The organism is Nonomuraea sp. NPDC048882 (genome assembly GCF_040649755.1).
Taxonomy (GTDB): domain Bacteria; phylum Actinomycetota; class Actinomycetes; order Streptosporangiales; family Streptosporangiaceae; genus Nonomuraea; species Nonomuraea maheshkhaliensis.
On sequence record NZ_JBEZGB010000005.1, the window covers coordinates 207,070 to 231,390 of the forward strand.

24 protein-coding genes and 1 tRNA gene are annotated in these 24,321 nt (G+C 69.6%); 16 read left to right on the forward strand and 9 right to left on the reverse strand.

The features are described from left to right. The first annotated feature begins 8 nt into the window (after positions 1 to 8). The 3 genes from AB0C27_RS19610 to AB0C27_RS19620 all read left to right on the forward strand — a co-directional run bounded on the left by AB0C27_RS19610 (position 9) and on the right by AB0C27_RS19620 (position 2,043). On the forward strand, positions 9 to 215 hold the full coding sequence (locus AB0C27_RS19610) for a helix-turn-helix domain-containing protein (RefSeq protein WP_357845840.1): 207 nt from the start codon (positions 9 to 11) through the stop codon (positions 213 to 215). After that, the gene (locus tag AB0C27_RS19615) at positions 215 to 1,510 is read left to right on the forward strand and encodes a site-specific integrase (protein ID WP_357845842.1); all 1,296 of its coding nucleotides are present in this window, start codon (positions 215 to 217) and stop codon (positions 1,508 to 1,510) included. The genes AB0C27_RS19610 and AB0C27_RS19615 overlap by 1 nt, the downstream gene beginning before the upstream one ends. Positions 1,511 to 1,875: 365 nt before the next feature. Next, positions 1,876 to 2,043 carry a hypothetical protein gene (locus AB0C27_RS19620; RefSeq protein WP_357845844.1) on the forward strand — a complete coding sequence of 56 codons (168 nt, stop codon included), beginning with the start codon at positions 1,876 to 1,878 and terminating at the stop codon, positions 2,041 to 2,043. A gap of 191 nt (positions 2,044 to 2,234) precedes the next feature. Here the strand turns inward: AB0C27_RS19620 and AB0C27_RS19625 are convergent. Next, positions 2,235 to 2,305, reverse strand: a tRNA-Gly gene (locus AB0C27_RS19625). A gap of 112 nt (positions 2,306 to 2,417) precedes the next feature. Between AB0C27_RS19625 and dcd the strand changes: the two genes are divergently transcribed. From dcd to AB0C27_RS19640, 3 genes are all read left to right on the forward strand, one after another. Beyond that, positions 2,418 to 2,993: a dCTP deaminase gene (gene dcd, locus AB0C27_RS19630; protein WP_357845845.1), complete on the forward strand. Its 576-nt coding sequence runs from the start codon at positions 2,418 to 2,420 to the stop codon at positions 2,991 to 2,993. A gap of 266 nt (positions 2,994 to 3,259) precedes the next feature. Beyond that, positions 3,260 to 3,877, forward strand: a complete 618-nt coding sequence (locus tag AB0C27_RS19635; RefSeq protein ID WP_106243913.1) for a DUF47 family protein — start codon at positions 3,260 to 3,262, stop codon at positions 3,875 to 3,877. 8 nt (positions 3,878 to 3,885) lie between these two features. Then, complete coding sequence (locus AB0C27_RS19640) at positions 3,886 to 4,893, forward strand: inorganic phosphate transporter (RefSeq protein WP_357845847.1); 1,008 nt, start codon at positions 3,886 to 3,888, stop codon at positions 4,891 to 4,893. 20 nt (positions 4,894 to 4,913) lie between these two features. Here AB0C27_RS19640 and mshD read toward each other — a convergent pair whose 3' ends face one another. Further along, entirely contained in the window at positions 4,914 to 5,822 is a 909-nt protein-coding gene (gene mshD, locus AB0C27_RS19645) for a mycothiol synthase (RefSeq protein WP_357845849.1), read from the reverse strand. 108 nt (positions 5,823 to 5,930) lie between these two features. Here mshD and AB0C27_RS19650 point away from each other — a divergent pair, with 108 nt between their 5' ends. Continuing rightward, the gene (locus tag AB0C27_RS19650; RefSeq protein ID WP_357845851.1) at positions 5,931 to 7,718 is read left to right on the forward strand and encodes a bifunctional metallophosphatase/5'-nucleotidase; all 1,788 of its coding nucleotides are present in this window, start codon (positions 5,931 to 5,933) and stop codon (positions 7,716 to 7,718) included. 45 nt (positions 7,719 to 7,763) lie between these two features. Here the strand turns inward: AB0C27_RS19650 and AB0C27_RS19655 are convergent, their stop codons facing one another. Then, a complete protein-coding gene (locus tag AB0C27_RS19655; protein ID WP_357845852.1) occupies positions 7,764 to 8,069 on the reverse strand; it encodes a MazG nucleotide pyrophosphohydrolase domain-containing protein in 306 nt (101 codons plus the stop codon). Positions 8,070 to 8,131: 62 nt separating this feature from the next. Then, entirely contained in the window at positions 8,132 to 9,493 is a 1,362-nt protein-coding gene (locus AB0C27_RS19660) for an ATP-binding protein (RefSeq protein WP_357845853.1), read from the reverse strand. A gap of 185 nt (positions 9,494 to 9,678) precedes the next feature. On the opposite strand from AB0C27_RS19660, the gene AB0C27_RS19665 reads away from it, so the two are divergent. Continuing rightward, the gene (locus tag AB0C27_RS19665; RefSeq protein ID WP_357845855.1) at positions 9,679 to 10,659 is read left to right on the forward strand and encodes an NAD-dependent epimerase/dehydratase family protein; all 981 of its coding nucleotides are present in this window, start codon (positions 9,679 to 9,681) and stop codon (positions 10,657 to 10,659) included. A 72-nt stretch (positions 10,660 to 10,731) separates the two neighbouring features. Here the strand turns inward: AB0C27_RS19665 and AB0C27_RS19670 are convergent, their stop codons facing one another. Next, on the reverse strand, positions 10,732 to 12,120 hold the full coding sequence (locus tag AB0C27_RS19670) for an MFS transporter (RefSeq protein ID WP_357845857.1): 1,389 nt from the start codon (positions 12,118 to 12,120) through the stop codon (positions 10,732 to 10,734). Positions 12,121 to 12,376: 256 nt separating this feature from the next. Between AB0C27_RS19670 and AB0C27_RS19675 the strand changes: the two genes are divergently transcribed. Together AB0C27_RS19675 and AB0C27_RS19680 are read left to right on the forward strand one after the other, a co-directional pair. Continuing rightward, on the forward strand, positions 12,377 to 13,795 hold the full coding sequence (locus AB0C27_RS19675) for a cytosine permease (protein WP_357845859.1): 1,419 nt from the start codon (positions 12,377 to 12,379) through the stop codon (positions 13,793 to 13,795). Between the two features lie 20 nt (positions 13,796 to 13,815). Then, entirely contained in the window at positions 13,816 to 14,304 is a 489-nt protein-coding gene (locus tag AB0C27_RS19680; protein WP_357845861.1) for a hypothetical protein, read from the forward strand. A 9-nt stretch (positions 14,305 to 14,313) separates the two neighbouring features. Here the strand turns inward: AB0C27_RS19680 and AB0C27_RS19685 are convergent, their stop codons facing one another. After that, positions 14,314 to 16,113, reverse strand: a complete 1,800-nt coding sequence (locus AB0C27_RS19685; protein ID WP_357845862.1) for an alkyl sulfatase dimerization domain-containing protein — start codon at positions 16,111 to 16,113, stop codon at positions 14,314 to 14,316. Positions 16,114 to 16,244: 131 nt separating this feature from the next. On the opposite strand from AB0C27_RS19685, the gene AB0C27_RS19690 reads away from it, so the two are divergent. Continuing rightward, positions 16,245 to 16,871, forward strand: a complete 627-nt coding sequence (locus AB0C27_RS19690) for an HAD family phosphatase (protein ID WP_357845864.1) — start codon at positions 16,245 to 16,247, stop codon at positions 16,869 to 16,871. 90 nt (positions 16,872 to 16,961) lie between these two features. Next, positions 16,962 to 17,900, forward strand: coding sequence for a ribose-phosphate pyrophosphokinase (locus tag AB0C27_RS19695; RefSeq protein ID WP_357845866.1), 939 nt, complete (start codon positions 16,962 to 16,964; stop codon positions 17,898 to 17,900). Here the strand turns inward: AB0C27_RS19695 and AB0C27_RS19700 are convergent. Further along, complete coding sequence (locus AB0C27_RS19700; RefSeq protein ID WP_357845868.1) at positions 17,887 to 18,702, reverse strand: SDR family oxidoreductase; 816 nt, start codon at positions 18,700 to 18,702, stop codon at positions 17,887 to 17,889. The two genes, AB0C27_RS19695 and AB0C27_RS19700, sit on opposite strands and share 14 nt — an antisense overlap. A gap of 10 nt (positions 18,703 to 18,712) precedes the next feature. Here AB0C27_RS19700 and AB0C27_RS19705 point away from each other — a divergent pair, with 10 nt between their 5' ends. Both AB0C27_RS19705 and AB0C27_RS19710 read left to right on the forward strand, forming a co-directional pair. Beyond that, a complete protein-coding gene (locus AB0C27_RS19705; RefSeq protein WP_357845870.1) occupies positions 18,713 to 19,441 on the forward strand; it encodes a nucleotidyltransferase domain-containing protein in 729 nt (242 codons plus the stop codon). Positions 19,442 to 19,580: 139 nt separating this feature from the next. Beyond that, positions 19,581 to 20,219, forward strand: coding sequence for a maleylpyruvate isomerase N-terminal domain-containing protein (locus AB0C27_RS19710; protein WP_346105359.1), 639 nt, complete (start codon positions 19,581 to 19,583; stop codon positions 20,217 to 20,219). Positions 20,220 to 20,344: 125 nt separating this feature from the next. Here AB0C27_RS19710 and AB0C27_RS19715 read toward each other — a convergent pair whose 3' ends face one another. Beyond that, positions 20,345 to 20,911 carry a helix-turn-helix domain-containing protein gene (locus tag AB0C27_RS19715; protein WP_357845872.1) on the reverse strand — a complete coding sequence of 189 codons (567 nt, stop codon included), beginning with the start codon at positions 20,909 to 20,911 and terminating at the stop codon, positions 20,345 to 20,347. 60 nt (positions 20,912 to 20,971) lie between these two features. Between AB0C27_RS19715 and AB0C27_RS19720 the strand changes: the two genes are divergently transcribed. Further along, on the forward strand, positions 20,972 to 22,147 hold the full coding sequence (locus AB0C27_RS19720) for an FAD-dependent monooxygenase (RefSeq protein WP_357845874.1): 1,176 nt from the start codon (positions 20,972 to 20,974) through the stop codon (positions 22,145 to 22,147). A 64-nt stretch (positions 22,148 to 22,211) separates the two neighbouring features. Next, entirely contained in the window at positions 22,212 to 23,036 is an 825-nt protein-coding gene (locus AB0C27_RS19725) for an NAD(P)H-binding protein (RefSeq protein WP_357845876.1), read from the forward strand. A gap of 20 nt (positions 23,037 to 23,056) precedes the next feature. Here AB0C27_RS19725 and AB0C27_RS19730 read toward each other — a convergent pair whose 3' ends face one another. Beyond that, positions 23,057 to 24,223, reverse strand: a complete 1,167-nt coding sequence (locus AB0C27_RS19730; protein WP_357845878.1) for an alpha/beta hydrolase — start codon at positions 24,221 to 24,223, stop codon at positions 23,057 to 23,059. Positions 24,224 to 24,321: the final 98 nt, after the last annotated feature.

The following is a 24,321-nucleotide window of genomic DNA, read 5'->3' on the forward strand; positions in this document are numbered from 1 at the left end:
AGGAGATCTTGGACCAACTGTTCACCGTCCCGGAAGCGGCCGAACTGCTCAGCACCTCGGTTCGCTTCGTCCGCCGACTGATCGCCGAACGCCGGATCGAGTTCGTAAAGGTCGGGCGGCACGTCCGCATCCGAGAGTCCGCACTGATCGCCTTCGTCGTCGCCGGGACCGTCGCGCCCATGACGGCCTTCGACGCAACTGGGAGGGCCGCCTGATGGCGAACAAGGACAACCACCGCCGTTTCGGCAACATCCGCAAGCTGCCCTCGGGGCGGTTCCAGATCCGCTATCCCGGACCTGATGGGCGTATGAGGACCGGCGAGGAGACTTACGAGCGCAAGGGTGACGCGGACCGGGCGCTCACCCTGATCGAGGGGCGCATTCTCGCCGGAACGTGGACCGACCCCGAGCGGGCCAAGATCAAGCTCGCCGATTATTCGGCAACCTGGATCGACCAGCGCCCTGGGCTTCGACCGAGGACAATCGATCTCTACCGCTGGCTGCTCAAGAAGCACATCACGCCGTACCTCGGCAACGTCTCGCTCGGCAAGCTCTCCACGGCGATGATTCGGCAGTGGCGGGCGGATCTGCTCGGCAAGGGCGTCTCGGTGAGCATGGCGGCCAAGGCGTACCGCCTCCTCCGTGCCGTGCTCATGACGGCGGCCGAGGACGACGGGATCATCTCCCGCAACCCGTGCAGGATCCGCGGGGCCGGCGACGAGCACGCCGAAGAGCGACCGGTCCTCTCCGTGGGGCAGGTCTTCGAGCTGGCGGACAGGATTGGGCGCCGCCCAGTGGGCAGCATCCGGGGGCTCAAGAGAGGCGAAGGGCACCGCATCCGCTTCCAGAGGCATGGTGAGATGCGGACCTACCCAGAGGCATTCCCCACGCGAGCAGAAGCCGAGCGGGCGCTGTGGCGGATGATTGACACCGGGCAAGCCGACTGCACGCATGATCGCCGCTACCAGACTTTCGTGCTCCTGGCCACGTTCGCCAGCCTCCGATGGGGCGAGATCACCGCACTGACCCGATCAGACCTCGACCTCAACGCCGGTACGGTCCGGGTACGCCTGGCTTACGTGGAACGCTCCACAGGCGAGCTAGTTCTTGGCCCACCCAAGTCCAAGGCTGGTAAGCGCATCGTCGGCATCCCGCAAGCAATCATCCCGGCTCTCAAGGAGCACCTGCGGCTCTACGTGAAGCCCGAAGCCGGATCGCTGATCTTCACCGGTATCAAGGGCGGCCCCATGCGCCGGAGCGGGTTCAACAAGCTTTCCGGCTGGATGGAGGCCGTACGGGCGGTCGGCGTTCCGGGCCTGCACTTCCATGATCTCCGCCACACGGGGAACATGATCGCCGCGGACTCGGGCGCGGGCCTCAAAGATCTCATGGCGCGCATGGGACACGACAACGTCCGCGCCGCGATGATCTATCAGCACGCCGCCAAAGGGGCCGACAAGGTGATCACGGATGCGATCGATAGACGGCTCGATCAACACGGGCTGCAATGACAGACAGTCAAGCCCTAGGGCAAGTTCGGCCCTCCGACACGCCCGACACGCCCGACCTTGATCGCTTTTAGCCAGGTCATCAACCCCTGCCGACAAAAGCGAGCGCGTGTTCGGCTCCGGCGCCCCACGGGTGTCGGTTCGTACCACTAGACTCTGAGTGAGCACGAAAACCCCGACCACAGACGGTCAGGGCTGGTGCCTGATCTATGCCTGCAGCCGGGGCCCGCTCTTACTTGGCAGTTAGCGACCCTAGCATTCGGATGTTTACCTGCGCCGCGCAGGGCCGACATTTGATCGGGATGTGATCAAGCTCCTCAGTGCTCGGCAAGGGGGAAAGACTCCCTTGGCGTGTCAAAGGAGACACAGTGAAGCAGCCGATCGGCACCACCGCGAAGACCGGTGAGAAGTGCCCTGAGAGCGGCGTCTGGCAGGTCACGACCGCGCCGACGACCACTGCGCCCATCGCGAAGACCAACGTCATGCCGCCGTACCAGAACAAGGCGGTCACCTGGCGGCTCAAGAGCTACGCCTGATAGCGACACGGGTCTAGCACTCTCTGGAAGAGGTCGGAGTTCCTTGCCGTTCATCGAGGAGCTCCGACCTCTTCGTCTTCCCAGGCAGAGGCCAGTAATGGCACGCTAATGGCACGCAGAGATCAACAGCCCAAGGAAACAACGAAGCCCAGGCACCGAATCCATCGGTCTACCTGGGCTTTCCCTATGAGAGCGGGTGACGGGAATCGAACCCGCGCTGTCAGCTTGGGAAGCTGATGTTCTACCATTGAACTACACCCGCGTGCGGCCCGAAGGCGCGTCCCCCCACTCTAGCGGAAACTTGGCGCACTTCAGCAATCCCAGCCCCACCCAACTTCGCACCCCATCCCCACCCGACCGGTAAGTTGCTCCCCGTGTTGCTATCTGATCGTGACATCCTTGCCGAGATCGACTCCGGCCGGCTGGCTCTGGATCCGTTCGACCCGGAGATGATCCAGCCGTCCAGCATCGACGTACGGCTCGACCGTTTCTTCCGGGTCTTCGAAAATCATAAATATCCGCACATCGACCCCGCGGTCGAGCAGCCGGATCTTACGCGGATGGTGGAGCCGAGCGGGGACGAGCCCTTCATCCTGCATCCGGGGGAGTTCGTGCTGGCCTCCACCTACGAGGTCGTCAGCCTGCCCGACGATCTGGCCTCGCGGCTGGAGGGGAAGAGTTCGCTGGGGAGGCTGGGGTTGCTGACGCATTCGACGGCGGGGTTCATCGATCCGGGGTTCAACGGGCATGTGACGCTGGAGTTGTCGAACGTGGCGACGTTGCCGATCAAGTTGTGGCCGGGGATGAAGATCGGGCAGTTGTGCGTGTTCCGGCTCAGCTCCCCGTCGGAGCATCCGTACGGGTCCAGCAAGTACGGTTCGCGCTATCAGGGTCAGCGGGGGCCGACCCCGTCCCGGTCGTACCGGAACTTCCATCGGACAAAGATCTGAATCAGAAGATCCGCACTAGATGAACAACAGGTGAACATCAGCGGAACAAGTAGGTGACCAAGAGCAGGGCATCGCCCGCGCGCGAGGTGTTCTGACCGGCTCTCGAAGTGGTTCGAGCTGCAGAGAAAGCCCGGAAACTACGCGGATTCGCGGTGTCGCACAACATACGCCGGGTAGCCATTAGGCGAAGGTGACATGAAGTTCGCATTTCGCCTGGTTAGCCATAACCTCTTCCACGGACCATCCCCGCACATCTGGAGAACGACGTGCGCCTGCGTCTCACGCCACGTGAGGACAGCTACTACGACCTGTTCGCCGACTCCGCGAACAACCTGGTCACGGCATCCCGTCTGTTGGTCGAGATCATCAGTGACGGCTCGGACCGGGAAGCCCTGGCCGAGAAGATGCGCGCCTGCGAGCACGCCGGTGACGAACGCACCCATGCGATCATGAACCGGCTCAACGAGAGCTTCATCACCCCGTTCGATCGCGAGGACATCTACCGGCTCGCCTCGAACCTCGACGACGTCATGGACGCGATGGAGGCCGCCTCCGACCTCATCGTGCTCTACCAGATCGACCACCTGCCCAAGGACGTCGTCCGGCAGGTCGAAGTGCTGGAGCGGGCGGCGGAGCTGACCGCCGAGGCCATGCCGCGCCTGCGTTCGATGAAGAACCTCAACGAGTACTGGATCGAGGTCAACCGGCTCGAGAACCAGGGCGACCAGGTCTACCGGAGGCTGCTGGCCAAGCTGTTCAGCGGTGAGTACGACGCCCTCACGGTGATGAAGATGAAGGAGGTCGTCGACGCGCTCGAAGAGGCCGCCGACGCCTTTGAGCACGTGGCCAACACCGTCGAGTCGATCGCGGTCAAGGAAAGCTAGGACCAGCGGTGGACCTCACGCTCGGCCTCGTCATCGGCGTGGTCGTCATAGCCCTGATCTTCGACTACACCAACGGTTTCCACGACGCGGCGAACGCCATCGCCACCTCCGTCTCGACCCGGGCCCTGACCCCCAGGGCCGCGTTGTTCATGGCCGCGGCCATGAACTTCATCGGCGCCCACCTGGGCACCCAGGTCGCGCAGACGGTCGGCAAGGGCATCATCGACGCTCCCGACGGCTCGCACGGCCTGGTCGTCGTGGCCGCGGGGCTGATCGGGGCGATCACGTGGAACCTGATCACCTGGTATTTCGGCCTGCCCTCCTCCTCCAGCCACGCGCTCATCGGCGGCCTGGTGGGCTCCGCGCTGGCCTCGGCCACCGTGGTGCACTGGGACGGTGTGGTCGAGAAGGTCGTCATCCCGATGGTGCTCTCGCCGCTGATCGGGTTCTCCCTCGCCGCGGCGATCATGATCGCAATTTACTGGATCTTCCGCAACAGCCAGCCGGGCAAGACGAACCGCGGCTTCCGCTACGCGCAGACCGTCTCGGCCGCCGCCATGGCGCTCGGGCACGGGCTGCAGGACGCGCAGAAGACGATGGGCGTCATCTTTCTGGCCCTCACCGTCGGCGGCTTCGCGCAGCCGACGGACAGCATCCCGCAGTGGGTCATCCTCGCCGCCGCGGGGGCGATCTCTCTGGGTACGTACGCGGGCGGCTGGCGCATCATGCGCACGCTGGGCCGGCGCATCATCGCGCTGGACCCGCCCCAGGGGTTCGCCGCGGAGGCGGCGGCGGCGACCGTCCTGTACGGGGCCGCCATCGGCTTCGGGGCGCCCATCTCCACCACGCACACGATCACCTCGGCGATCATGGGCGTGGGGGCCACCAAGCGGCTCAGTGCCGTGCGGTGGGGGGTCGCGGGGAACATCGTGACCGCGTGGATCCTGACGATCCCCGCGGCCGCGCTGGTGGCTGCTCTGTCCTACTTCGTCCTGCACGCCATCGTGGAAGGGTGACAGGTCCACTCACGTTCAGTTCACTCCGCCGGCGCGTACATCACGTCCACGTCCCACCGGTTGAAGCCGAGGGACTCGTACAGCCGGATCGCCGCCGTGTTGGTCTCGTCCACGTACAGCATCGCCTGGGCGAGACCGCGCGAGCGCAAATGGCTCAGCCCGGCCAGGGTGAGGATCTTGCCCAGGCCGGTGCCCTGCTGGGAGGGGTCGACGCCGACCACGTACACCTCGCCCAGCGGCTCGTGGCCGTGGTCGGACGAGCCGTGGATCTTCGTCCAGTGGAAGCCGACGAGGCGTTCGTCCCTGAAGGCCAGGAAGAAGCCTTCGGGGTCGAACCAGGGCTCCTGCTCGCGCCGCAGCAGGTCGTCCATCGTCCAGGCGCCCTGCTCGGGGTGGTGGGCGAAGGCGGCCGCGTTGACCTTGAGCCAGGCCTCCTCGTCCTGCCCGGTCACGAAGGTGCGCAGGCTCACGCCCTTGGGCAGCGTGTACGCGGCCAGCGGCGCGAACAGGGAACGCCGCATCTGCCACAGGGACCGCACCCGGTCGAAGCCGAAGGCGGCGGCGAGGGCGCCGGCGCCGGCGTGGTCTCCGTGGGCCCACAGCCGGGGCCTGCCGCCGGTCAGCTCCATGACCGTGCGGAGCACGCGCGTGCCGTGGCCGTGGCGGCGGTGGGCGGGATGGATGACCAGCTCCACGCTCGGCCCCTCGACCTCGTCGGTCGGGTCGACGTGGGCATAACCCACCAAAGTGTCATCCGCGTACGCCAGCAGCGAACGCGCCTGCGCATCGCCGCCGTACCGTAGATGGAGCATCACGTGCTCGTTGAGCGGGCGGACGCCGTCGGTCTCCGTCGCCGCCGCCACCAGGGCGAGCACTCTGTCGATCTCCTGGTCATCCAGCCGTTCTCTGATCTCCACGCGCGCAGTCACAGAACGAACTCTAGGCGTCCGACTGGCAAATAACGCCATGCAGCAGCCCGGCAAATCGTTACCTTTGCGACATTGGCTGCATAGCTTCCCGCCGTAACGTCTTGGGCCATGACGTCTCGTTCCTTCCTCCGGCTGGCGCTGGCCGGAGCCGTCGCCACGGGTGGGGTCCTGTTCACCACCCTTCCGGCGGACGCGGGCAAAGCCCCCAAGACGGTTCCCGTCCGGCTGCTCGCGCTCAACGACTTCCACGGCAACCTCGAACCGCCGACCGGATCCTCCGGCCGCATGGTGGACGAGAACGGCAACACGGTCGACGCCGGTGGCGCGGCCTACGTCGCCACGCACATGAAGGGCCTGACCGACAGGAACACCATCGCCGTCGCCCAGGGCGACCTCATCGGGGCGACGCCGCTGGTCTCGGCGGCCTACCACGACGAGCCGTCGGTCGAGTTCATGGACAAGCTGGGGCTCAAGGTGGCCGCGGTCGGCAACCACGAGTTCGACGAGGGCTACGCCGAGCTGCGCCGCATCATGAACGGCGGCTGCCACCCGGTCGACGGCTGCTCGCCGGCCGGCAAGTGGAAGGGCGCCAAGTTCGACTACGTGGGCGCGAACGTCCTGTTCAAGAACCCCCGCGAGCGCACCGACGCGCTGGCCGCACTCGGCGGGTCGAACTCGGCCGAGGTCAAGCAGGCCCTGGCCGACTGGGGCGTGCCCGCGCTGCCGCCGGTCAGCATCAAGTGGATGAACGGCGTGCCGATCGGCTTCATCGGGCTGGTCACGCAGACGACGCCGAGCATCGTCACGAGCGAGGGGATCAAGGACCTCAAATTCGTTGACGAGGTCAAGGCCGCGAACGTGGCCTCCAAGCTGCTCAGGCTGGTGGGCGTGAAGGCCCAGGTCGTCCTCGTGCACGAGGGTGACCAGGTCACCGCCGGACAGTCGCCGGACGCCTGCAGCGCCGTCCCGGGAGCGGGCAACCGCATCGCCACGCAGGTGGACGCCGAGATCGACCTCATCCTGAGCGGCCACTCCCACCAGGCGTACCTGTGCAAGGTGAAGGACCCGGCCGGCAAGGACCGCCTGTACTCCCAGGGCGGCTCGTTCGGGCGCGTCATCACGCAGGTCGACCTGAAGGTGAACACCAAGACGCGGGACGTCGAACGCGCCTCGGTCGTCGCGGACAACCACGTCGTGACCCGTACGGTCACCGCCGACCCCGAGATCTCGGCGTTCGTGCAGACCTGGAAGGACCGCGTCGCGCCCGTCGCCAACCGGGCGGTCGGGACGATCGGCGCCGACATCACGAACACGGCCGCGCCGTCAGGCGAGTCGCCGCTCGGCAACCTCATCGCCGACGGCCAGCTCGCCGCCACGCGGACGGGCGGCAACGCGCAGATCGCGCTGATGAACCCGGGCGGCGTACGGGCGTCGCTGGCGTTCGCCGGCTCCCCCGCGAACGAGGGGGACGGCGTCGTCACCTACGGCGAGGCGTTCACCGTGCAGCCGTTCAACAACCTGATGCAGGTCGTCACGCTGACCGGCGCCCAGCTCAAGACGCTGCTTGAGCAGCAGTTCACCGGCGGGCCGAACAACCAGGCCTTCACCAAGATCCTGCAGCCGTCGGCGAACTTCACCTACACCTACAGCCGGGGCGCCGCCTGGGGCTCCAAGGTCTCCGACATGAAGATCGACGGGGTGCCGGTGACGGACACCCAGACGATCCGGGTCGCCGCCAACAACTTCCTGGTCGGCGGCGGTGACGCCTTCCTCGCCTTCACCGAGGGCACGGAGCTGTGGAGCGGGCCGCTGGACATCGACGCCTTCGTCGAGCAGCTCGGCCGCGACAACCCGATCGCCTCTCCGGCGACGAACCGCATCACCGTGGTGGACTGACCGATCTCACCGAGCGAGGGCCCGCCTCCGTCAGGAGGCGGGCCCTCATCGTTTCCAGACCAGCCACTTGCGCTCGATCTCCGCCTCCAGGTCCACGCCGTGCTGACGAGCTAAGAGGACCACGTGACACAGTACGTCGGCCAGCTCGGCGCGGAAGTCGGCGTCGCGCTCCTCCTCGGTGCGGCCCTTGGTCCTGGCCCGGCCGGTGAGCATGAGGAACGCCTGCGTCAGCTCGCCCACCTCCTCCTGCAGCTTGAGCAGGAACCAGGCGTCGTCGCGTTCGACCCCGATGCTGCTCGCGTAGCGGGCCGAGATCGGCTCGATCTCGTCGGCGAGCTCACGCAGATCCATTCCGCCGAGTCTAGGCCCGATGCGGCGCCAGACCGCCGGGTGCGGGGCAGGACGAACGGCGCTCAGGCTTGATACAGGGGCAGGACGGCGACGAAGCGGGCGCCGGGCTCGTGGTCGGCGACGGTGAGGGTGCCCTTGTGCGCGGTGGCGATCTCCCTCGACAGGGGCAGGCCGAGGCCGCTGCCGCCCTTGTCCTTCGCCCTGGCCGCCTCCAGCCGGGTGAACCGTTCGAACACCCTCTCCCTGTCCTGCGGCGCGATGCCGTCGCCGTCGTCGGTCACCGTCAGCACCACCCGGTCCTCCCGTACCGTCACCTCGACGTCGATGCGGATCGCGGCGTGCCGGGCGGCGTTGTCGAGCAGGTTGGTCAGGAGCCGGTCGAGCTGCAGCGACGAGCCGAAGACCGGGGCCTCCCCGTACAACTGCGCATGAATGGGGATCTTTCCGCCTTCGCGGCGGCGTACCTGGTCGGTGACCAGCGCGCACATGTCCACCACCTCACGATGGACGATCGCGCCCGCGTCGAGCTTGGCCAGCATCAGCAGCTCGTCGATGATGCCGGTGAGGCGGTCGGCGGCGGCCAGGGCGCGCGCCCCGGCGACCGGCCAGTCGGTCTCGCCGGGGTAGGCGCCGGCCACCTCCAGCTGGGCGCGCAGGGCCGAGACCGGGCTGCGCAACTCGTGCGAGGCGTCGGCGACGAAGCGGCGCTGGGTCTCGGCGGAGCGTTCAAGACGGTCGAGCGTGTGGTTGGTGGTGACGGCCAGCCCCGCGATCTCGTCGCCGGTCGCGGGTACGGGGACGCGCCTGCTCAGGTCGCGCCCGGTGATCTCGGCCAGCTCGGCCCTGATGCGTTCGACCGGGCGCAGGGCGCCCCTGACCGCGGCCCAGGTGATGCCGCCGATCAGCGCCAGGATGAGCGGGATGCCGAGGAACACCATGAGGTGGATCACCATCAGGCCGCGCTCCACGTCAGCGAGGGAGGAGGCCCCGTACACGGTGACGGGGCCGTCGGGCGTGCGCACCCGCATGGCCTTGACCAGGTGGTTGGTCTCGGTGTCCTCCTGGTGCCTGGTCAGCTCGATCCTGGTGGTCTCGACCCGGTCGAACGTGCGCGGCCGCAGCGCCGCCGTGACCCGCGCCGCCTCGGGGAACGAAGGGCTGCTCGCGACCACCCGGCCGTCCTCCGCGACCGCCCGGAGCAGCGGTACGCGGGCCGGCGGCTCAAGCTGCGGGGGCAGGTTTCCGTCGCGGGCCTCGATGGCGACCCGGCGTACGGCCAGCTCGACCCCGCCGTGGACGACGCCGCGCAGGCTGTCGGGCACGATGCCGAGCGTGAGGAAGGCCGAGCCGATGAGGACGACGCCCGCCACCAGGACCGCCAACATGGTCAGGCGTGCCCGGATCGAGCGGGGAAACAGCCGCACATCCCATCCCACCCTCCACACAGCATCACTGTGTGTGACCTTTACCCGCCGCGAGGCTTCGCAACATGGGGTTTCGCCGGAGGCTGAGCGCGCGGCGGCTACTCTCCGCACATTCCGCTCCGGGCGATTCCGCTGACGGCGTGCACGGGTTCCGCCGTCGGGCTGCGGCGGGCAGGGTGAGGGTCATGAAGGTCCTGGTGCTGGGCGGTACGGAGTTCGTGGGACGGGCGGTCGTCGAGGAGGCCGTGGCCATGGGGTGGGAGGTGACGGTCTTCAACCGGGGCAGCCACGCTCCGCCCGCGGGGGTGACGGCGCTGCGCGGTGACCGGTCGGCTCCCGGCGGGCTGGCGGCGCTGGAGCGTGGCGAGTGGGACGTCGTGGTCGACACCTGGTCGTGGGCGCCCGTCGTGGTCAGAGACACGGCCGCGCTGCTGGCCGAGCGGGCCGGCCGCTACGTCTACGTCTCCAGCCGGTCGGTCTACGCCGATCCCGTGCCGTTCGGGGCCGGCGAGAGCGCGCCCGTGGTGGCCGCCTCGGCCGGCGACGGTGACGGCGACTACGCGCGCAACAAGGCGGGGGCCGAGCTGGGGGCCGTGGCCGCGTTCGGCGATCGGGCGCTGCTGGCCAGGGCGGGGCTGATCCTCGGGCCTTACGAGAACGTCGGGCGGCTGCCGTGGTGGCTGACCCGGATGGCGAGGGGCGGGCCTGTGCTCGCGCCCGGCCCGGCGGAGGCGGGGCTGCAGTACATCGACGCCCGTGACCTGGCTGCCTGGTGCCTGCGGGCGGCCGCGCGGGGCGTCGGCGGGGCGTTCAACGTGGTGAGCCCGCCGGGGTTCACCACGATGCGGGAGCTGCTGGAGACCTGTGCGCGGGTGACCGGGTCGGGGGCCGAGCTGCGCTGGGTCGAGGGCGAGCGGTTGCTGGCGGCCGAGGTGCGGCAGTGGACCGAGCTGCCGCTCTGGCTGACGGGCGAGGGCTACGACTTCATGTACGGGGGCGACGTCGGCAAGGCGGTGGCGGCCGGGCTGGAGGTCAGGCCGGTCGAGGAGACCGTCGCCGACACGTGGGCCTGGTTGCGGAGCATCGGCGGGAAGGCCCCCATGCGGCCCGACCGCCCGGCCGTGGGCCTCGACCCGGCGGTGGAGGCCAAGCTGCTCGGAGGATGAGCCAGGGGGGGTGGTTTCAAGGGTGTCCGCGAGGGTCGCGGGAGGCTTTACGCGGGTGAACGGAGGGTGGTTTCAGGTGGGTGAGCGGGAGGTGCGGAAGAGGTCGTAGAGGGCGGCGGACAGGGCGATGGCGACCGAGATCGTCACCACGACCAGCCCGTGCCTGAACGCCGTCGCCCACCCCTGACCAAGCGAGCCGAAGAACGTCGTGCCCGCCGCCGCGATCCCGAAGGCCGACCCCAGGCGCTGCCCGGTCTGCAGCACCCCCGCCGCGCTCCCGCCACCCTCGGGCGGCACCTCCGACAGCGAGATGGCTTGGTTGGGCGAGATGACCAGGCCGCTGCCCATGCCCGCGAACAGCAGGGGCAGCGCGGTCGCCAGCCCGGTCGCCTGTCCCGGCACCAGCGCGGTGGCCGCCATCGTGGCGAGCAGCCCGGCGATCACCATCGACAGCCCGATCACCACCAGCCGCCGCCCGAGCCGCCCCACCAGATGGCCTCCGACCACGGCCGCCGAGGCCGAGCCGAGCGCGAACGGGGTGATCGCCAGCCCCGCCAGCAGCGGGCTGTAGCCGTGCCCGCTCTGCAGGTACAGCGTGAAGATGAAGAAGATGCCGGTGAAGCCGGCGAAGTAGAACAGCGCGATCGTCGAGCCCAAGGTGTAGGAGCGCTTGCGGAAGAGCGCCAGCGTGACCAGCGGCTCACGGCGGTAGTGCCGTTCCCAGATCACGAAGCCGGCCAGCACCACCAGCGCGGCCGGCACGAGCAGCCACTTGGCGTCGCCCTCCCACTGGTGCCGCTGGATGAACGGCAGCAGCAGCCCCGCCACGCCGATCCCGAGCAGCAGCACGCCCACCGGGTCCATGCTCTCCGACCGCCAGTGCACCAGTTGCTGCCTCGGAAGCAGCCGCCAGGCCAGCGGCAGCAGCACGAGCCCGATCGGCAGGTTCACCAGGAACACCCACCGCCAGCCGTGATCGGCGCCGAAGGCGGTCACCAGCGCGCCCCCGATCAGCGGCCCGGCGGCGGTGGCCACGCCGATGGTGGCGCCGAGCGCGCCGAAGGCCCGGCCCCGCTCGTACCCCTGGAACATCTGCTGGATCATGCCGGAGACCTGCGGGTTCATCATCCCGGCCGCCATGCCCTGGATCAGCCGCGCCACGATCAGCACGTTCATGCTGCCGGCCAGGCCGCAGGCGGCACTGGAGAGGGTGAAGAGCGCCACGCCCCACATGAAGATCGTCCGGCGGCTCCTGGCGTCGCCCAGCCGTCCGGCCGGGACCAGCAGGAGGCCGAACGTGAGCGCGTACCCGGAGACCGTCCACTGCAGGCCGTCGTCCGTGGCGTGCAGCCCGTCGCGGATCGACGGCAGCGCGACGTTGACGATGCTCACGTCGAGCCCCGTCATGAACGCGGCCACGAGGCAGACGGCCAGTGCGCGCCGTCGCGTATCCGGCGCCACGATCACTCCCCTCAGGCAACCCCCTCAAGGCACCCCTCAGGCATCCCCTCAAGAGTGCCTCTCGGATGCCCGTCTCAGGCGACTCCCGCGGATACCCCGTCAGGTGTCTGTCCCAGGCGGCCACCCGACGGGCAAGCCCCTCGGGCGCCTTCCCGACGCCCGTACCCCTTGCGCTCATAATTCCCGACAAATCCGGAAATATCTTTGAGCGATGATTTCTTTGCCCGCAGCCCCCGCACGCGGGTAACGTCCGATCATGGGAACGATGGCGGTCGAGCAGAACGGCATCAACGCGGTCCCCGAGGGCGAGCGGCGCGGCCGGCCGAGAGACCTGTTCTGGCCCTGGGCGGGCTCCAACCTGTCACTCTTCGGGGTGGCCTTCGGCGTCTACATCGTCGGCCTGCAACTCGGCGTGGTGCCCGCGATCGTCACGGGCGCGATCGGGTACGCGCTGTCGTTCCTGCTGGTCGGCCTGGTGGCCATCGGCGGCGCCCGTTCGGGCGTGCCGACGATGACGCTGGGACGCGCGCCGTTCGGCTACCAGGGCAACAAGCTGCCCACGATGTTCTCCTACATCTCCAACGTCGGCTGGGAGATCGTGCTGGTCACGCTCGCGGCGCAGAGCGGCGCGGAGATCCTGCGGCGGCTCGCGCCCGGCATCCCGGCCACCACGACCACCGCCGTGTGCTTCGCGGTCGCGGCCCTGGTCGTGATCGCCGTCGGCGTGTACGGCCACGCGATGATCATGGTGGTCCAGCGCTATCTGACGTACGTGTTCGTCGTGCTCACGGTCGTCTACATGGCCCTGATGGCGCCCAGGCTGGGCGGCTCGCTGGAGACCACGGCCGGGCCCGGCGGCTGGGTGGGCGGGGTCATCTTCGCCATGACCCTGCTCGGCCTGGGCTGGGTCAACTGCGGCGCCGACTACTCGCGCTACCTGCCGTCGAACTCCAGGCCGCGCTCGGTGGCCCTGTGGACGATGCTCGGGGGCGCGCTGCCGCCGATGGTGCTGCTCGTGTTCGGCGTGCTGCTGGCCGGGGGCGATCCGAAGCTGGCCGAGGCGGCGGGCGCCAACCCGGTGGCGGCGCTGGCCGAGGCGTTGCCCACCTGGTTCCTGCTGCCGTACCTGCTGACCGCCATCGGCGGATTCCTGGCCGGCGCGATCATGGACATCTACTCGTCCGGGCTGTCGATGCTGGCGCTGGGCGTGCCCGTCAGGCGGCACTACGCGGTGCTGATCGACGGGGTGCTGATGCTGCTGGGCGGCTACTACCTGCTGTTCGTCTCCACCAGCTTCCTGGCCACGTTCCAGGCGTTCCTCGCCATCGCGGGCGTGGTGATGGCGGCCTGGGTGGCGATCTTCCTGGTGGACATGTGGCGGCTGCGGGCGGGCGGCGCGTCGTACGACGAGCGGCTGCTGCGGCAGGGCGCGCCGGCGCTCAACGGCGCGGGGCTCGTGTCGCTGGTCGTGGCCTCGATCGTGGGGCTGGGGCTCATCGTGTCGGCCGATCCGTACATCGCCAGGGTGGTCGGCTTCCTGATGAGCGACGAGCTGAAGGGCGGCACGTTCGGCAGCGCGAACATCGGCGTGGTGATCGCGCTGGTGCTGGCCGGGCTGCTCTACTTCGCGATCACCGCCGTCGGCGGCCGTCGCCGGGGGGACGCGCACGTCTGAACGTCCGTTACCCTTGGTAATTGATGATGGACGTTCCGTTGCGACTGCTGAGGTGGGCGGTGCATGCCACCGCCGGTGGGCTGCTGGCGATGGCCGTGATCACCATGCTGCGCGAGGAGCGCGCGGCGGTGGCGGCCGGAGGCGCGCTGCTCGGCCTCGTGTACGCCGCCGCGCCCGTGTTCCGGCGCCGGGAGGGCCCCAGGTACGTACGGCTCGCACATGTGTGGCTGGGGCTGGCGACCGCCGGGTGGGCCGTGCTGGCCGTGGCGGCGGCGCCGTTCGTGTGGCTGGCGTTCCCGCTGCTCTTCGCCTACCTGCGGGTGCTGCCGCTGTGGGCGGCCATGTTCGGCGTGACGGTGCTGACCTCGTCGGCGATCATCGCGGCGGCCTGGCACGCGGGCGAGCTGACCGTGCCGCTCCTGGTCGGTCCCGGCGTCGCGGCGGTCGTGGTGACGCTGCTCGCGCTCGCCTGCGAGGCCATGAGCACCGCCCACGAACGACCGTCATGAACGGGCTCCCTAGGCCGTCACGATGGCGAAGTCGGGCAGCGGCCGGTCCAGTACGGCCACCAGCCGCTGCAACACCGTCGTGTCACCCTCACGTTCGATGCCCTCCACCCCCTTGCCCGACAGCAGCCCGACGAGCTGGGCCTTGGTCAGCCGCAACGTCAGCTCCGCGCTCTCTCCCGGCGGGTCGAACTGCTGGATGAGCACGCCGTTGGACAGCGTCGTACGATGGCGCTCCCCCAGGTCGATCAGATGCCAGTCGATGTTCAGCCGCTCGTGCCAGGCTTTGGGGCCGTCCACCCGGATGGCGATCGAGTCGAAGATCTGCTCCACGCTCAGCGCGTTGAAGAAGTCGGCCGAGGCCGTCTCCATGAGGGTGGGCGCGATGCCGTCCGACAGCTCCAGGGCGCCCATGAGGTAGAAGTTGCGCCAGGTCGCGTTCTCGGCGCCGTGGCCGAGCCGGGTGTAGACCTCGGCCAGCAGGTCTCTGGCCTCCTTGTTGCCCTCGTCGGCGAAGACGGCGTGGTTGAGGAGCTGGGCGGCGAAGCGCAGGTCGTTCTCGTCGATGTAGCGCCTGGCGTAGGCGACCACGGCCGCGCCGCCGCCCATGCACTCGACGTACCGGATCGCACTCTCCCTCGGCGGGTGCTCCCACAGGTGCGCGGGGTTGCCGTCGAACCAGCCCAGGTAGCGCTGGTAGATGGCCTTGACGTTGTGGCTGACCGAGCCGGAGTAGCCGTGGGTGTGCCAGATCTGCTCCAGCTCGGGCGGCATCCGTACGGTCTCGGCGATCTCGGCCGCCGTCAGGCCCTTGTTGAGCAGGCGCAGGGTCTGGTCGTGCAGGTAGGCGTACATGTCGCGCTGCTGGGACAGGAAGCGTTCGATGCGCTCGGCGCCCCAGGTGGGCCAGTGGTGGGAGGCGAAGGCCACGTCGGCCAGGCCGGCGAACATGGACAGCGCCTCGCCCAGGTAACGCGCCCAGGCGCGGGCGTCGCGGGTGGCGGCGCCGCGCAGGGGCAGCACGTTGTGCTGGTTGTGGGTGGCGTTCTCGGCCAGGCAGAGGGCGCGGCGGGCGGGGAGGAGGAAGTTCATCTCGGCCGGGGCCTCGGCGCCCGGCGTGAGCTGAAAGATCATCCTGACGCCGTCGATCGTCTCCTCCTGGCCGGTACGCGCGATCTCGACCGTGGGCGGGATGAGCGACATGGTGCCGGTCGAGGCGGTCAGGCCCTGGCCCGCGCCGATCTGGCCCTCCGGGGAGCGGGGCAGGGCGGGGCCGTACATGTACGCGGCACGGCGGGTCATGGCGGGGCCGGCGTAGACGTTCTCGGTCACCGCGTGCCGCATGAAACCGGCCGGGGCCAGGATCGGCACGCCGCCCGAGGTGACGCCGCGGACGCCGCCGTAGTGGTCGGCGTGGGCGTGGGTGTAGACGACGCCGGTCACGGGGCGGTCGCCGCGATGGGCGCGGTAGAGCTTGAGCGCGGCGGCAGCGCACTCGGTGGAGATGAGCGGGTCGATGACGATGACGCCGTGTTCGCCCTCGGCCAGCGTCATGTTGGACAGGTCCAGGCCGCGTACCTGGTAGATGCCCTCGGTGACCTCGTACAGGCCCTGTTTCGCGCAGAGCTTGCCGTGCCGCCAGAGGCTGGGGTGGGCCGTGGCGGGGCAGTCCTCCTGGAGGAAGTCGTAGGAGTCGTTGTCCCACACGACCCGGCCGTCCACCGTTTTGATCACTGCGGGGCTGAGCTTGGCGAGGAAGCCGCGGTCGGCGTCCTCGAAGTCGCCTCTGTCGTGGAAGGGAAGGTCTGCCATGCCCTGCCGCATGCCCTGGATTCAGCCGACATAGCTCAACAAAACCCCTAATCATGGACAATAAGGACAGCGCCGGTCGAGGCGGAGCCGGCTCCGGCCGTGTGATTGGCTTGTCGTCCATGGAAGCGTGCGTGTTCGACCTCGATGGCGTGCTGGTCGATTCCGAGCCGGTGTGGGAGGAGGTACGGCGGGCCTTCGTCGCCGGCCACGGCGGCGCCTGGCAGCCTGACACGCAGTCCAGGCTGATGGGGATGAGCACCCCCGAGTGGGCCGCGTACCTGCACGAACTGGGTGTGGACCTGCCGCCCGGCGAGATCGCCCGCGGGGTGGTCGACCAGATGGCCGCGCGTTACCGGGACGAGGTGCCGCTGATGCCCGGCGCCGTCGAGGCGGTGCGGCGCCTGGCGGAGCGGACCACGCTGGGGCTGGCCAGCTCGTCACCGCGGCGGCTGATCGACGTGGTGCTCGACGCGGCCGGGCTGACGGAGTGTTTCGCCGCCACGGTCTCCACCGAGGAGGTGCCGCGCGGCAAGCCCGCGCCCGACGGCTACCTGGAGGCGGCCCGCCGGATCGGGGCCGATCCCGGCGGCTGCGTGGCGGTCGAGGACTCCAGCAACGGGCTGCGCTCGGCGCACGCCGCCGGCATGCGCGTGATCGCCGTAGCGCACCCCCGCTACCCGCCCGCACCGGACGCGCTCGCCCTGGCCTGGCGCGTGCTGCCCGACCTCGATGCCCTCACCCCTGAGGCGCTGGCGTAGCCGCCCGTACGCGTGCCGCCGCTGTCGTGGCGCGTTTGTACGCGTGCCGCCTCGGAGAACGTCGGACCTTGTGGCTACGATTACGGAATCGTGCGAGACATCACGGTTTTCAGTGGCAGCGCCCATCCCGAACTGGCCGAGGAGATCTGCGCCCACCTGGGCACCCCTCTGCACCCCGTCCAGCTCAACCGATTCGCCAACGACGTCATCGAAGTGCAGCTCCAGGCCAACTGCCGCGAACGCGACGTGTTCCTCATCCAGCCGCTCGTGCCGCCCGTCCAGGAGCACCTGGTCGAGCTGCTACTCATGCTCGACGCCGCCCGTGGCGCCTCCGCGGCCAGGACCACCGTGGTGATGCCGCATTACGCCTATGCCAGGAGCGACAAGAAGGACGCTCCGCGCATCTCGATCGGGGCGCGGCTGGTGGCCGATCTGATGGTGGCCGCGGGCGCCAACCGGGTGCTGGCCATGACGTTGCACTCGCCGCAGGTGCACGGCTTCTTCAGCGTCCCCGTGGACCACCTGCACGCGCTGCGCGAGCTGGCCAGGCACTTCCGCCGCTACGACCTGTCCAACACGGTCGTGGTCTCCCCCGACCTCGGCAACGCCAAGGAGGCCGCCCACTTCGCCCGCCTGCTCGGCACCGGCGTCGCGATGGGCGCCAAGCAGCGCTTCAGCGACGACCGGGTGGTGATCAGCTCGGTGATCGGCGAGGTGACGGGCAAGGACGTGATCGTTCTCGACGACGAGATCGCCAAGGGCAGCACGGTCATCGAGCTGCTCGACCGCCTGCGCGAGCAGCGGGTCAGGTCCGTACGCATCGCGTGCACCCACGGCCTGTTCGCCGGCGGGGCGATCGAGCGGCTGAGCGAGTTGCCCGAGGTCGAGGAGATCGTCTGCACCAACACCGTGCCACCGCCCAAGCCCAGCGACAAACTGACCGTCCTGTCGATCGCGCCCGCCCTGGCCGAGGCCATGCGCCGGATCCACGACGGCGAGTCGGTGAGCGCCCTGTTCAGTACATCCTGAGCCGCTGCCCCGTCACCCTGCGCCCCTGGTGCGAGGCCAGGAACGTGATCACCTCGGCCACGTCCTCCGGCTGGGCGATGTCACGCAGCACGCTGGAGGCGACGACCGCGCGCTCCACCTCCTCGTTGATCCAGCCGGTGTCGGTGACGGGCGGGTAGACCATGTTGGCCGTGATGCCGTACCGGCCGAGCTCGTGCGCGGCCGACATGGTGTAGTTCTCCTGAGCGGCCTTGGCCGCGCCGTAGGAGACCTCGGTCGGGAAGCCGTCGGGGCCGCCCGAGGTCAGGCCGATGACGCGGCCCCAGGTGGCGCCGCGCGCCAGGTGCCGGCGGGTGAACTCGGCGATCAGCAGCGCGGGGGCCCGCGCGTCCACCGCGAACTGCCGGTCGTACGTCTCCGCGTCCACCATGCGCAGGGGGCGGCCGAAGTCGTCGCGCCCGGCCGGCGTGAACGTGTCGCTGAGCCAGCCGCTGGCGTTGTTGACCAGGATCTCCACCGGGCCGAACGCCTTCTCGGCCAAGTCGAACAGCACCTGCGGGGTCTGCGGGTCGGCCAGGTCGGCCTCGGCCGCCTCGGCCGAGCCGCCCGCCGCCCTGATGCGCCGCACCACCTCGTCGGCGCCCCCGGCCCGCTGCTGGTCGTAGGCGGCGGGATAGGCCGGCACATTGGACGGGGCCAGCCGCTTGTAGGTGAGGAAGACCGCGACGCCCTGCGCGGCCAGCGCCACCGCGGTCGCGGCGCCGATGCCGTGATTGGCGCCGGTGATCAGCGCGACCTTTCCTCCGAGCCTGGAATCGATCATAGTTGCCATCATGCACGCAGCCACCGAACGACTGCTCAAAGATTTTCAGGAGGGTGTCGAATCGGCCGTCCCCCTGGTCGCGCTCTGGGCTCACGGCTCGCTCGCGGGCGGTGACTACCAGCCGGGGCGCAGCGACCTCGACCTGATCGCGATCACCGACACCCCCGCGACGATGGAGCACTGGCGCCGGATCAAGGCCGTGCACCGCCGGCTCCGCCTGCCGCTGGCCGAGCACCTGCACTGCTCGTACATGGCCAGGCAGGAGCTGGACGATCTCTCGGCCGAGCACATCACGTGGGCGTTCGGGGAGATCTTCCGCCGTCCGGTCACCGCGGTCACGCGGCGCGAGCTGCACGAGGGGGCCAGGGTGCTGTACGGGCCGCCGCCGGACGGGCTGCTGCCACCGGTGTCGGACGAGGAGCTGACCCGGTTCATCCGTACGGACCTGCGGGACTTCTGGCTGGTCAAGGCGCAGCAGCGGCGGCGCTGGCTGAAGGACATCTGGGTGGACTTAGGCATGCTGACGGTCGCCAGGGCCACGGTCACGCTGCGGGAGGGGCGGCTGATCAGCAAGCGGGAGGCGTTCGACGTGCTGGCCGAGCTGGGGGCGCCCGAGACGGTGGTGGCCGACATCCGCGCCCGCCGGTACGGCACGCAGCGGCCGGTGCTCAGCCGGTTCAGGAGGGCGCGGCTGGCGCGGGCGTTCGTCAGGTCCGCGATCAGGCGGGCCCTCGCCTGAGGTCCGCCGGCTGAGGTCCCCCGCCTGAGATCCACAGGGTGAGAGCTGTCTCATCAGGCAGGATGGCAATGCGCGGCCGGTTTGTTAGGTGCATAGTGTCATCGCACATCACCACCTGAAACCCGGGAGAGGGCGGCAAATGGGGGAAAGCAGGCAGTCCTATCTGGTGGCCGCGGCGTCGGCGGTGTCGCTCCTGCGCGACCCGGCCGTGGCCGCGTCATGGGACAAGCCGAGCGCGCTCGTCGAGTTCAGCGTCGCCGGGCTGGCCGGGCATCTGGCTCACCAGCTGGTCAGGGTCGCGGACGTGCTGCAGCCGAACGACCAGGTCCAGGAGCCGATCGCGCTCATCGAGCACTTCACCCGCTCGCCGTGGGTGCAGGCGGGGCTCGACCACGAGAGCAACCTGAGCATCCGGCGCGGCGGCGAAGCGTCGGCGGCGGCCGGGCCCGCGGTGCTGGTCGAGCGGGCGCAGGCGCTGCTGGAGATGCTCAGCGCGGCCCTGGCCGCCGAACCCGCCGACCGCGTCGTGCACCTGCCCTGGGCGGGCTGGTCGCTGCGGCTGGACGACCTGCTGCTGACCCGGCTGGTCGAGCTGGTCGTGCACTCCGACGATCTGGCGGCCAGTGTCGGCCTGGAGACCCCCGAACTGCCGACGTCGGTGATCGATCCGGTGGTCGAGCTGCTGGCACGCCTGGCCGTACACCGTCATGGGGCGACGGCGGTCATCCGCACGCTGAGCCGCGCCGAACGCGCTCCGGCCACCATCAGCGCCTTCTGACCCTCTGACCCGGTTCGACGGTACGGCGGTACGGCGGTCGTTCTCGGACGCCCGCCGTCTCGAACCAGCCGTCTTCGGGCGCCTGCCGACCCGATCCGACCGTACGCCTGCCGTTCAGGGAGGGCTTAGCCCGCGACCAGGCGCAGCGCGGCGGTGACCTCGCGCCCGGACAGTGCGCTGTCCGGGTCGAGCAGCCACTGCGACAGGAAACCCGTCAGCATGGCCTGGTAGAGCGTGCCGGTGAGGCGCTCGTGCTCGGGGTCGGTGCCCTGCGGCACCCCCTCGAACAGCTCCGCGAGCCCGAGCCGCGCCTCCTTGATGCCGCGCACGAGCTGCTCGCGCACCTCCGGCACGTGGTCGATCTGCCCGAGCAGCTCGAACTGCGTCACCCACAACGGCCGCAGCCGCGTGAACGACTCCACCACGCGATCCCACGCCGCCTCGAACCGCTCCAGCGGCGTGGCATCCGCCTTGACGTCGGCGGACAGGGTCGCCGCCAGCTCGTCGCCCCACTCCTGCATCGCCTGGAACAGCGCCTCGTTCATCAGCGCCTCCTTCGACCTGAAGTGGTAGCCGATGGCCGCCAGACTCACGCCAGAGGCGGCGGCGATGTCGCGCGCCGTCGTGCGTGAGTAGCCCTTCTCGATCAGGCACCGCTTCGCCCCGGCCAGCAGATCTTCCCTGTTTCCCATGCTCACAGTCTAACACATTTGTACTAGACATCCGTCTTAGACAGATGTACCGTCACAGCCATGACGAACATTCTCATCTCGGGCGCGGGCATCGCGGGCACCGCGTCGGCGTACTGGCTGCGGCGGCACGGACACTCGGTCACAGTGGTCGAGCGCGCCTCCGCGATCCGCACAGGCGGCTACAAGGTGGACATCCGGGGCGCGGCGCTCACGGTCGTCGAGCGCATGGGCTTACTGGACGCGGTCCGCGACCGGAGCACCGACATGCGCGTCGCCACCACGTACGACACCAAGGGCCGGGTCGTGTGCACGCTGGACGCCGACCTGTTCGGCGGGCGTACGGGCGAGGACCTCGAAATCATGCGCGGCGACCTCAACGAGCTCCTGTACGACCTGACCCGCGACGACGTCGAGTACGTCTTCGGTGACTCGATCACCGGCATCGCCGAGGACGGCACGGTGACGTTCGAGCAGGCGAGCCCGCGCCGGTTCGACCTGGTCGTCGGGGCCGACGGCATGCACTCCGCCACCAGGCGGATCGCGTTCGGCGAGGAGCCGGGCTTCACCCGCGACCTCGGCCACTACATCTCGATCTGCACCGTGCCCAACTCCCTGGGCCTGGACCGCGAGGAGGCCGTGCACGCGACCGTCGGCAGGACCGCGAACGTCTACAGCACGCGGCGCGACCGCAGCGCCAAGGCGCTGTTCATGTGGTCGTCCGAGCCGCTGCGTTACGACCACAGGGACGTCGCCGGGCAGAAGGACCTGCTGGAGCGGGCCATGGACGGGGTCGGCTGGCGGGTGCCCGCACTGCTGGAGGACGTGCGCGAGGCCGACGACTTCTACTTCGACTCGGTCAGCCAGATCCACATGGACCGCTGGTCGCGGGGACGGGTCGTGCTGGTCGGCGACGCGGGCTACTGCGCCTCGCCGGCCTCGGGGCAGGGGACGAGCCTGGCGCTTGTGGGGGCGTACGTGCTGGCGGGCGAGCTGAGCGGGGGCGGCGGGCTGGAGGGGTACGAGCGCGAGCTGCGGCCGTTCGTCGAGGCGAACCAGGCGCTGGGGCCCACGAACATCAAGGGCATGGTCAGCGGGTCGCGGGCGGCGCTGTGGTTCCAGCTGAGGATGATGCGGCTGCTGCCGCGCCTGCCCGGCAGGGACCGGATGATCGAACGGATCACCGGCCCGATCGCGCGGGCGGCGAACGCCATCTCGCTCAAGTCGTATATGGAATGAAGCGTTCCGTTCTGGTATTATTGGAATCAGAACGTTCCGTTCCTTTCTGTGAAAGAGGTTCGCCATGACCTTCCTCGTCACCGGCGCCACCGGTACCGTCGGCCGTCTCGTCGTCCAGGAGCTTCTCGACGCGGGGCAGCGGGTGCGGGCGCTGACCCGTGACCCCGGCAAGGCCGCCCTGCCCGCGGGCGTCGAGGTCGTCGCCGGCGACCTGGCCAGGCCCGAGTCCGTGGCCGCCGCCTTCGAGGGCGTCACGGGGGTGCACCTCATCAAGTTCGCCGGCGACGACTACGCGCCCCTGCCCGACCCGGGCCGGCTGGTGGAGCTGGCCGTCGCGGCCGGCGTACGGCGGGCCACGGTGCTCGGCGGGCGCGCGGACGGGGCCCTTGAGCAGGCGCTGGCCGCCACCGACCTGGAGTGGACGCTGCTCAACCCGGTCGAGTTCATGTCCAACACGCTGCGGTGGTGGGCGCACCCGATCAGGACGGAAGGCGTCATCAAGGAGCCGTTCGGCGACCGGCTGAGCGCCCTCGTGCACGAACGCGACATCGCCGCCGTGGCCGCGACCGTGCTGGTCGAGGGGGGACACGGCGGCAGGACGTACACGATCACCGGGCCCGAGGCGATCACACTGAGGCGGAAGGTGGAGATCCTGGGCGACGCCATCGGCAGGGACGTGCGCTTCGTGGAGCTGACCGTGGACGAGGCGCGTGCCAAGTGGGCCGCGGACGGTATGGCCGAGCAGACCATCGAGTTCCTCGTGAGCGCGCTCGGCAGCACCCCTGAGGACGGCTACACGGTGGTCCCGACCGTACGCGAGGTGACCGGCCGGGACGCGCGCGGCTTCGCTCAGTGGGCCGCGGAGAACGCCGAGGCGTTCCGCGCGTGACGGGACACCCGCGGCTTCACTCAGTGCGCTGACACGTTCTGCGTGTGATCGGTGACCTCTGGATACTTCTTGACCGGGGTCCGCTCGCCCCTCAGGTGCAGGTCGAGGAAGCTCGCCAGGTGCGCGCGGGTGATCTCCAGTGCCCGTGCGCCGTCGAGCTCCTGCGCCGGCAATCCCAGCGCCGGCCTCAGCACGGCGTAGTCGACGAACGCCGAGTGGTCGGTGCCGTCCACCGTGATCCACCGCTTCCAGCCGGTCAGGTGGGCCCACGCCTGCCGCCACTTCTCGTCCTCCGGCGTGTGCCCGGTGGCCGTCCCGACCAGCAGGAACGGGCGCTTGATCGGCTCGGCGAGCTCGAACGTGCCGTCCAGGTTGACGCCGGCCTTGATCCTGGGCTCGGCGAGCATGGTCTGGGCGGCGGCGTACCCGCCGATCGAATGACCCACCATGGCGATCCTCGACCGGTCGATCGTCCTGCCCCACCGGCCCTCGACCAGGCGATCCAGCACGAACCGCACGTCCTTCACCCGGCTCGCCGCCACCTTCGCGTTGTCCTGGCCCTTCACGCACGCCAGGCAGGAGGTCGTGCGGCCGTCGGGGAAGGTGGTGCCGACCGACTCGTACGTGTGCTCGATGGCCGCGACCAGGTAACCCCTGCTGGCGAAGTCTTCGGCCAGGGAGGTCAGGGTGGCGCGGGGGAAGCTGAACCCCGGCGACATCACGACCAACGGCCGCCGCCCGCCCAGCGGTGGAGCGCCGACCCTGGCGTGCGTCCTGACCTTCGCCAGGGCGTCCTTCTCCGCGACGGGATAGTCCTTCAGTACGGCCTGCGACTCGGCCGTGGTCATGTACGGGGCCCGCTTGCCGGTGGCCTTCTTGGCCGGGTACCAGAGCGAGACCAGCAGCTCCCGCTCCTTCGCCTCGGGGTTCCACGGGTCGGGGCGGCTCTTGTCGACCAGGTGGAGAGCGGTCGTACCGATGGGCCGCTTACCTGTAGGCGCGGGCAGAGCGAGGCGCGCTGCCTTGGCCGGGTCGGCGGTCCCGGCCAGCCCTGCGGTCCCGGCGAGGTTGGCGGCCCGAGTCTGGGTGGTGGCCTGTGTCTGGGTGGCGGCCTGTGCCTGGGTGGCGGTGCCGAGGACGCTCAGCCACAGCGTCGTCACGGTGGTCACGGTGAGAGTTCTACGCATGGGCTTCACACTGGCCGGGAGGGACGCCATCGCGGATGCCCCGAAGGTCGACCGCCTCTTACTACTTTCGTCGTAATGCCACCTCCGGCCCTGCCCAT

Excerpts from the sequence above, each read along its gene's own strand:
- AB0C27_RS19615 (WP_357845842.1), top strand. The coding sequence starts at position 215 with ATGGCGAACAAGGACAACCACCGCCGTTTCGGCAACATCCGCAAGCTG.
- AB0C27_RS19650 (WP_357845851.1), top strand. The coding sequence starts at position 5,931 with ATGACGTCTCGTTCCTTCCTCCGGCTGGCGCTGGCCGGAGCCGTCGCC.
- AB0C27_RS19655 (WP_357845852.1), bottom strand. The coding sequence starts at position 8,069 with ATGGATCTGCGTGAGCTCGCCGACGAGATCGAGCCGATCTCGGCCCGC.
- AB0C27_RS19665 (WP_357845855.1), top strand. The coding sequence starts at position 9,679 with ATGAAGGTCCTGGTGCTGGGCGGTACGGAGTTCGTGGGACGGGCGGTC.
- AB0C27_RS19675 (WP_357845859.1), top strand. The coding sequence starts at position 12,377 with ATGGGAACGATGGCGGTCGAGCAGAACGGCATCAACGCGGTCCCCGAG.
- AB0C27_RS19685 (WP_357845862.1), bottom strand. The coding sequence starts at position 16,113 with ATGGCAGACCTTCCCTTCCACGACAGAGGCGACTTCGAGGACGCCGAC.
- AB0C27_RS19700 (WP_357845868.1), bottom strand. The coding sequence starts at position 18,702 with ATGATCGATTCCAGGCTCGGAGGAAAGGTCGCGCTGATCACCGGCGCC.
- AB0C27_RS19705 (WP_357845870.1), top strand. The coding sequence starts at position 18,713 with ATGCACGCAGCCACCGAACGACTGCTCAAAGATTTTCAGGAGGGTGTC.
- AB0C27_RS19710 (WP_346105359.1), top strand. The coding sequence starts at position 19,581 with ATGGGGGAAAGCAGGCAGTCCTATCTGGTGGCCGCGGCGTCGGCGGTG.
- AB0C27_RS19715 (WP_357845872.1), bottom strand. The coding sequence starts at position 20,911 with ATGGGAAACAGGGAAGATCTGCTGGCCGGGGCGAAGCGGTGCCTGATC.
- AB0C27_RS19720 (WP_357845874.1), top strand. The coding sequence starts at position 20,972 with ATGACGAACATTCTCATCTCGGGCGCGGGCATCGCGGGCACCGCGTCG.
- AB0C27_RS19725 (WP_357845876.1), top strand. The coding sequence starts at position 22,212 with ATGACCTTCCTCGTCACCGGCGCCACCGGTACCGTCGGCCGTCTCGTC.
- AB0C27_RS19730 (WP_357845878.1), bottom strand. The coding sequence starts at position 24,223 with ATGCGTAGAACTCTCACCGTGACCACCGTGACGACGCTGTGGCTGAGC.